The organism is Pseudodesulfovibrio sp., assembly GCF_028692895.1.
Classification (GTDB): domain Bacteria; phylum Desulfobacterota; class Desulfovibrionia; order Desulfovibrionales; family Desulfovibrionaceae; genus Pseudodesulfovibrio.
Map to the genome: position 1 here is coordinate 1 of NZ_JAQUWN010000108.1, position 7734 is coordinate 7734.

Consider the following 7734-nt stretch of genomic DNA (forward strand, 5'->3'; position numbering starts at 1 on the left):
GACTGGGGCAAGGAGCGGCTGGATGAACTCGCCCGGCCCGGCCTGCACGGTTACGTCTTCCAGTACGGCTCGCCCTCCTGCGGCATGTCGCGGGTCAAGGTGCACACCGGCCAGGGTTCGCCCCGGCCCACCGGCGTGGGACTGTGGGGGCGCATGGTCATGGCGGCGTTTCCCCTGCTGCCCTTCGAGGACGACGGCCGGTTGCGCGACCCGGCCATCCGCGAGAATTTCATCACCCGCCTCTTCACTCTGCACCGCTGGCGCGAGGCCATGCGACCCGAGCCCGCGCCCGGCCGGCTGGTGGACTTCCATTCCCGGCACAAGCTCCTGGTCATGGCCCATTCCGTGGACCGTTACCGCGCCTTGGGCAAGCTGGCGGCCCTGGCCGGGACGGACCCGCTGCCCTCCCTTTGCAAAGCCTACCTGAAGGGGCTGCTGGCCGCCCTGGCGCTCAAGGCCACGCCCGGCAAGCACGCCAACGTCCTGCAACACGCCATGGGCTATTTCAAAAAGGACCTCTCCATGGGCGAAAAGGAGGAGCTGGCCACCCTCATCAACCAGTTCCGCCTCGGGCTGGTCCCGCTCATCGTGCCGGTGACCATGCTCAACCATTACGTCAGCCTGTACGGCAAGGAGTACCTGGCGCGCCAATACTACCTGACGCCCTATCCGGCGGAGCTCATGCTCCGCAATCACGTCTGAGGCCTGCCGGGCGGCGGTTTTTCTTGGCGGATTCGGCGGCAGACAAGGCGAGGTTGTCGATTTCCCTTCATGGGTGCGCCCCGCCTTCCCGCCCCGTCCACGGGCAAGAAGCTGATTCAAACGGCCTCCACTCCCGCAGCCAAATCGCCAAAGATGAGAAACTCCGGGGCTGCGAAAGCCGCTCCGGCAAGCAGGAACCCGAGCATCCGCAACGGAGGAGCTGAAGAGAGTCGTCCGGGGTCGGAGTTCCTTCCAGTAAATCCGTACAAGACCGGCCCTGTGTTCCGGCGATTGGCGGCCGACCAAGCGGGTGAGGCGGCTCCTCCGGGCCACCGGGGCGGTTGGGCGCAGTCTATGAATATTCGCGGCGGAACGGCGTAAAGCTTTTCCGAGAGATGGAACCGTCCCGCTTGGATCGGCTGCTTGGCGACGCAACGCCGAAAGCGGCCAAGATGCTCGCAAGGTTTTTTTGCTTGTTTTTTTGCTCTTGAAAAAAGAAGCGCCGCCCGCGCAGGGCATTCAAAAAAAATGGAGAGGGAAGCGAACGCTTCCCCCGGCTCTCGTCAATCTCCCAAGCTCCTGCTGGCCTTTCCCCTCCATTCTTTTCACTCACCGGCTCAGCAACTTACCGACAACCGACCGGCATTCCACCCACCCCCTACAGGCAAAAGAGCCCCCGCATCCGCCAGGATGCAGGGGCTCTCATTCTCTACAAATCAAACGATTACCGATACTCCCGCGACGACCACAACACCTTCCCGATAACCCGGACATTATCCAGCTCATCACCGGAAAGATGGATCGGCGAGTAATCGACATTGTCGCTCCGCAGGACCAGCGTGCCGGGCAGCCGCTCCACCCGCTTGACCATGACCGTGTCCTCCACGCCCACGGCGTAGATGCTCCCGGACAGGACATCGCTGCGCGACTCGTCGATCAGCACCATGTCGCCCTCCTTCAGCTCGGGCTCCATGGAATTGCCCACCACCTCCATGAGGACCATGTTGGCGGGATTGCCGCGCGTTCGCAGCCAGTCGGACCGGAAGGAGTAGTAGCCCTCCACCTGGCTCTCGGTCTCGAAGGAGCCGCCGCCCGCGCTCAGGCGGGCGCGGACCTTGGGCACCTCCAGGTAACCGGGCCCCTCGGCCTCGCCCGCCGCCTCGGGCCGGGGAAAGCCCCTGCCCTGCTCCAGCCAGAGCGGATTGAGCCCGTACTTGGCCGAGAGATCGAGAATCCAGCGGGGCGGCACCGTGTCCTTGCGCTTGGCCAGCGACACGGCGGCCCGGCCCACGTCCAGCTCGCGCGCCAGTTGGGCCTGGTTGCCGATGTCGGTCTGTGCGCACAGGCGGCTGAAGAATGCGTCGAATCCGTTTTTCATGAATGCGCCTTGGGTTGACGAATGTTGTTTTGCTGTATCGATGTATAGTATTGATATACACTCGCGTCAAGCAAAAAACAGCAGCCTCCTCCGGCGCACTCCGGGAAGAGCCGGGGCCGGGCCGGACGGCGTCAGATCAGGTCCTTGTAATCCCTGGCGGACGTGCCGCCGGACTTGAGGGAGAACTCCAGCTCCAGCCGATCGAGACTCGCGTTCTCCAGGACGACCTCCACGGCCTGGCCGAGCTTGAAGGCGCGGCCGGTGCGCTCGCCCACCAGCATCTCGCGCTGGGGCCAGTAGGTGTAGTAGTCGTCGTTCATGGAGGAAAGGCGGACCATGCCCTCGGCCATGACCTCGCGCAGCTCGACGTAGAAGCCGTAGTCCGTGATGTGCGAGACGACCGCGCCGAAGGTGCCGCCCACCTTGTCGCGCATGAACAGGATGGAGACGCGCTTGAGGATCTCGCGCTCGGCCTCCATGGCCACCCGCTCGCGCGAGGAAAGGTGGTCGGCCACGTTGAGCAGCCGCTTGCGGCCCGGGATGGGGCGCTCGCCCTCCCCGGCCAGGGCGGCCTTGACCAGCCGGTGGACCACCAGGTCCGCATAGCGTCGGATGGGCGAGGTGAAGTGGCAATATTCGGGCGAGGCCAGGCCGAAGTGGCCCTCGTTGTCCGGCGAATACTTGGCCTGCTTCATGGACCGGAGCAGCAGGCGGCTGACCACGTATTCGCGGTCCGTGCCCTTTTGCGAGGCCACAAGGCGCTGGAGCGCCTTGGGCGTGATCTCCTTGGGCATCTGGATGGACTTGTCGGTCAGGGAGAGCAGGCGGAAGAGATTCTTGAGCTTTTCCTCGTCGGCCGCCGGGTGGATGCGGAACATGCAGGGCAGCCCCTTCTCGATGAGGAAATGGGCCACGGCCTCGTTGGCCGCGACCATGAACTCCTCGATGAGCTGGTGGCCGAAGTGGCGCTCCTTGGGCCGGATGTCCGAGGTTGCGCCGTGGGCGTCGAAGAAGATTTCCGGCTCGGGCAGGTCGAAGTCCAGGCTGCCGCGCGCCGAGCGCAGGGCGTTGATCTTGCGGGCCAGCTTCTCGGCCAGTTCGAGCATGGGCAGGACGTGCTTGATCCGCTCGCGCTCCTCCGGCTGCTTTTCCAGCACGGCGCGCTTGACTTGGCCGTAGGTCAGCCGGGCGTGGCTTCGGATCACGGCCGGGAAGAACTCGGCGGACTTGGTGACGCCGCGCTCGTCCGTGTCCATGCGCGCCACCATGACCAGCCGGTTGACGTCCGGGTTGAGGGAGCACAGGCCGTTGGAGAGCTTCTCCGGGAACATGGGCACCACGGAGCGGGGGAAGTAGTAGGAGTTGCCGCGCTCGAAGGCCTCGCGGTCCAGCGGCGAGCCCTCGGGCACGTAGTGGGACACGTCGGCGATGGCCACCCAGAGGCGGTAGCCGCCTTGGCGGGTCTCCACCAGGACGGCGTCGTCGAAGTCCTTGGCCGTGGCCCCGTCGATGGTGACGAAGGGCTTGTCGCGCAGGTCGCGGCGGTTCTTCAGGTCCGCCTCGGACGGTTCGCCGGGCAGGGCGTCGGCCTGGTTCAGGGAGCCGGAGGGGAAGCGCAGCCGCAGGTTGTGGTCGGACTTGACCAGGGCCTCCTGCACGGCCACGTCGTCCTCGGCCCCCAGGACCTCGATGATCTCCCCCTCCCACAGGGCGGGGTCGATGCGGTCGCCGGGCACGCACACGGCGATGTCGCCGGGGCGCAGCTTGATGGACGGGTCCTTGAGGGTGCAGGCCACGCCGAATCCGAGGTGCGGATCGGTGGGGCGGCAGAGCCACTCGCCGCCGCTCATGCGCTTGACCGCCTTGACCGGCAGGGTCTTGCGGCCGCGCTCCAGGATGCGGACGATGCGGCCCTCGTTGTTCCGGTCGCCCTTGTTTTCCTTGATGATCGCGGCCACGACCTTATCGCCGTGCCAGGCCTCGCCGATGTCGCGCTGGCTGATGAAGATGTCCTTGCGCCGGGAGTCCTCGGGGATGACGAAGCCGAAGCCGCCGCGCTGGATCTCCAGGCGGCCGGTGACGCAGTGCATGGCCTCGGCCAGGCCGTAACCGCGCCGGATGCGGATAAGCTTGCCCTGCTCCACAAGTTGGGTGAGCAGTCCCTTGATGTCCCGCTTGTCGTTCTTCTTCAGGTGCAGGTGGCGGATGATTTCGGCACGCGACAGGGGGCGTTTGACTTCCTTGAAAAGCTTGAGCAGCGCGGCCGCCGAGAGGGGCGGCTGTGAAGGACGGGGTTGCGCCTTTTTCTGTTTACTCATTGGATTCCTTTTGTTTGCCGGGGGCTACCCGGCGGAGATATACGGACTCGTAGCGTCCTTTCCACCAGATGTTGAAGGGCGTCTTCGCGCCGATGGTGGACGGCCCGAAGGCCATGCGCAGCTCGAACTGCCAGAACTCGGGCGTGCACATGGGCCCAAGCTTCACGGCGTCTTTCGGCGTGCACAGGATGAAGTCGCACCCCAGCCCCTTGGCCGCGGACTGCATGTCGAGCACGTCCGCCTTGGTGTAGGCGTGGTGGTCGGGATACTTGAGGTGCTTGGCCGGCGACCCGCCCAGCAGGTGGCGGGCGGAACGAAGGATCGCGTCCGGGTCGCCGGTGCCGGACACGAGCAGGTAGCGACCGCCCTCGAAGTCCCTGCGCGACTCGCCGGACAGGACGTTGGCCACGCCGACGGGCGCCACCTGGAAGCTGAAGACCGGCTTGTGGAAACGGCCCAGCAACTGGTCGACGCGCGGCCGCAGGCGCTGGAACCCCTCGGGCCCGGTCTTGATGAGGAAGGCGTCGGCCCGCTTGAGGGCGGCCTTGGGTTCGCGCCAGGAGCCGCGGGGGATGACGCGGTCCCACTGCTCCAGCAGGTCGTCGGGCCTGAGCAGGACGAGGTTGACGTGCCGGTGCACGGCCATGTGCTGGAACCCGTCGTCCAGGACCACGAGGCCGGGGTTGAAGCGGCGGATGCCGAAGCGGCCGCCGCGGGTGCGGACCGGGTCCACCACCACGCGGGCATCGGGATGCTCGCGGGCCAGCAGGAGGGGCTCGTCGCCCGCCTCCTCGGCCAGCGCGCCCTGCTTGACCACGTAGGGGTAGGCTACGGGCTTGGCCTTGTACCCGCGCGTGAGCAGGAGCGCGCCCACGCCCTTTTGCGCGGCCCAGTCCAGGAGCCACCCGGCCAGCGGGGTCTTGCCCGACCCGCCCCAGCCGATGTTGCCCACGGACACGGTCAGGACCTCGGGCTCCCAGACGGCCAGGAGCCGGTTGCGATACAGCCAGGCGCGCAGGCGCATGAGGCCCGCGTAGCCCCAGGAAAGGGGCGTGAGCAGCCAGGCGAGGGAATCCTGGAGCGAGGTGACTCGGTCGGACATGGCAAAAAAAAACGGGGAGGCCTGGGCCTCCCCGCTCGGCAGCTACCTGCGGTCGCCCATGAATCTGAGCAACATGAGGAAGAGGTTGTAGAAGTCGAGATAGAGGGTCAGCGCCCCGAGGATCGCGCCCCGGCGGATGGCCGCCTGATTGTCCTGGGGAACGGTCTCGCCCATGGTCTTGAGCTTCTGGGTGTCGTAGGCGGTCAGGCCCAGGAAGAGGATCACGCCGATGATGGAGATGGCGAAGTCCATGGCCGGGCTGTGCAGGAACATGTTGACCACCATGGCGATGACGATGCCGATGAGGCCCATGAAGAGCAGGCTGCCCCAGCCGGTCAGGTCCTTTTTGGTGACCATGCCGTAGAGCGACATGGCCCCGAACATGCCCGCCGTGGTGATGAAGGTCGAGACCACGGAGGCCGTGGTGTAGGCCATGAGGATCGGGGCCAGCGAGAATCCGTTGAGGGCGCTGAAGCCCAGGAACAGGCCGGTGGCCGTGGACGGGTTCATGGTCGAGATCTTGAAGCTGAGGAAGAAGACCATGCCGAAGCCCACGAACAGGGCGGCCATGGGCAGCATGGTGGGCGCGAGGGCCCCGGTCTGCGGATTGGAGACAAAGGCCAGGTTGAACAGGGCCGGGACGTTGAGGGTGGCGAAGGCCAGGAGGGCGGTCAGGCCGAGGCCAGCGCCCATCCAGCCGTACACGCCGCGCATGAAGGCGTTCATCACCTCGGCGCGCGCGCCGGTCCGCTGCATGCTGGGATACTGATTCATCATATTCCTCCGTAAGGATATTTTTCGCTTGAGAACGGGGCTATAGGCCCCTGCTGTTGCCCTCTATGTAAGTAGCTTTCGGCACCGTGGCAAGCGAAAGCGTATTGTTGCACACCGTTTCAGCCCTGCCGTCGGTAGGCCCCCTCGGCGACGGGGATGTCGGCCACGGCCATGCCCACCGGGGCCAGGGTGATGGCCGCCAGCTTGAGGTGCTGCCATCCCCAGGGGATGCCGATGATGGTCACGAAGCAGCCCAGGGCGGACAGGATGTGGCCCACGCAGAGCCACCATCCGGCCACCACGAACCAGACGGCATTGCCGAGGAATCCCCAGCCCGAGGTGCCGATGTCCGGCTGGCCGGTCAGGACGTCGCGCCGGATCAGGGTCTTGCCAAAGGGCGTCAGCGCGAACCCGGCGATGACGAAGGCCGAGCGGGCCCAGGGCAGGCCCACGACGGAGATGGCCATCAGGCAGCCCGCGAGGAACCAGCCCAGGGCGAGGAAGACCCCGCCGAACAGAAACCAGATGACGTTGCCGAGAAAAGAAAGCATGTCGCGTTGGTGCTCCGGGACCGGGCGGGTCGGCCCGGCCGCCCCGCCCTACCCGAGGTAGGGGTTGAAGTAGCCGTAGTTGATCCAGGGCAGCGCCTTCTTGAGCCGCTTCCTGAAATTGACGAACCCCATGCTCGGCGAATGGCCGAAGGGGGCCATGAGCTTCAGGTAGAGCTCGGGGTCCAGGTTCAGGTTGCGAAGCTGGATGAAGTCGTACCGGCAGGTCTCGCCCAGCTCGACCAGGGCCTCGAACTCCTCCTCGGTGTCCGTTACGCCGGGGAAGAAGAGCAGGTTGAGGGAGACGAACAGTCCGACCTCGTGCGCCTTGGCGATGGTCTCGCGCACGTCCTCGAACCCGTAGCCGCGCGGGCGGTAGTAGGCCTCGTAGGGCCCCTTGCGCGCCGAGTTCAGGCTGACCCGGATGGAGTTGACCCCGGCAACGCGCAGGGCCGGGATGACCTGGTGGCGCGAGCCGTTGGTGTTGACGTTGACCGTGCCGGTGCCGCCGTCGGCCCGGTAGGCGCGCACGGCCTCGCAGATCAGCTCGGCCTCGGTCAGCGGCTCGCCCTCGCACCCCTGGCCGAAGGAAAAGATGGGCCGGCGCTCGCGCGACTCGTGGCGGCGCATGATCTGCACGATCTCGTCCGCCGTGGGCGTGAAGGCGATGCGGCACTGGGGCGACGGAAACCCGGAATCCTCGGGCTGCTCGGAGATGCAGCCCACGCACCGGGCGTTGCAGGTCCGGGCCGTGGGCAGCGGGCACTCGAACCGGCCGAGCGCCAGGTTCTTGGCCGCCGGGCAGCCGCTGGTCAGGGCGCATCCGGCCAGGTGGCCGACCAGCCGGTTGCCGGGCAGCTCGGCGATGAGCTGGTGCGCGCCCGCCTCGATCCGGTCGGGCGGGATGTGGGT

7 protein-coding genes are annotated in these 7734 nt (G+C 66.5%); 1 reads left to right on the top strand and 6 read right to left on the bottom strand.

The window, feature by feature from the left end:
* Nucleotides 1-702 (top strand): DUF523 and DUF1722 domain-containing protein (locus PHP91_RS16570; protein ID WP_300143351.1); only part of this gene is annotated, 702 nt, incomplete at its 5' end.
* 724 nt (nucleotides 703-1426) lie between these two features.
* Here the strand turns inward: PHP91_RS16570 and PHP91_RS16575 are convergent.
* From PHP91_RS16575 to PHP91_RS16600, 6 genes are all read right to left on the bottom strand, one after another.
* Nucleotides 1427-2080, bottom strand: coding sequence for a helix-turn-helix transcriptional regulator (locus PHP91_RS16575; protein WP_300143354.1), 654 nt, complete (start codon nucleotides 2078-2080; stop codon nucleotides 1427-1429).
* 131 nt (nucleotides 2081-2211) lie between these two features.
* Complete coding sequence (rnr, locus tag PHP91_RS16580) at nucleotides 2212-4398, bottom strand: ribonuclease R (RefSeq protein ID WP_300143357.1); 2187 nt, start codon at nucleotides 4396-4398, stop codon at nucleotides 2212-2214.
* Entirely contained in the window at nucleotides 4391-5500 is a 1110-nt protein-coding gene (lpxK, locus tag PHP91_RS16585; protein WP_300143360.1) for a tetraacyldisaccharide 4'-kinase, read from the bottom strand. The genes rnr and lpxK overlap by 8 nt, the downstream gene beginning before the upstream one ends.
* 42 nt (nucleotides 5501-5542) lie before the next feature.
* Nucleotides 5543-6274, bottom strand: a complete 732-nt coding sequence (locus PHP91_RS16590; protein WP_300143363.1) for a Bax inhibitor-1/YccA family protein — start codon at nucleotides 6272-6274, stop codon at nucleotides 5543-5545.
* 119 nt (nucleotides 6275-6393) lie between these two features.
* The gene (locus PHP91_RS16595; RefSeq protein ID WP_300143366.1) at nucleotides 6394-6825 is read right to left on the bottom strand and encodes a YccF domain-containing protein; all 432 of its coding nucleotides are present in this window, start codon (nucleotides 6823-6825) and stop codon (nucleotides 6394-6396) included.
* 48 nt (nucleotides 6826-6873) lie between these two features.
* Nucleotides 6874-7734 (bottom strand): radical SAM protein (locus tag PHP91_RS16600; protein WP_300143369.1); only part of this gene is annotated, 861 nt, incomplete at its 5' end.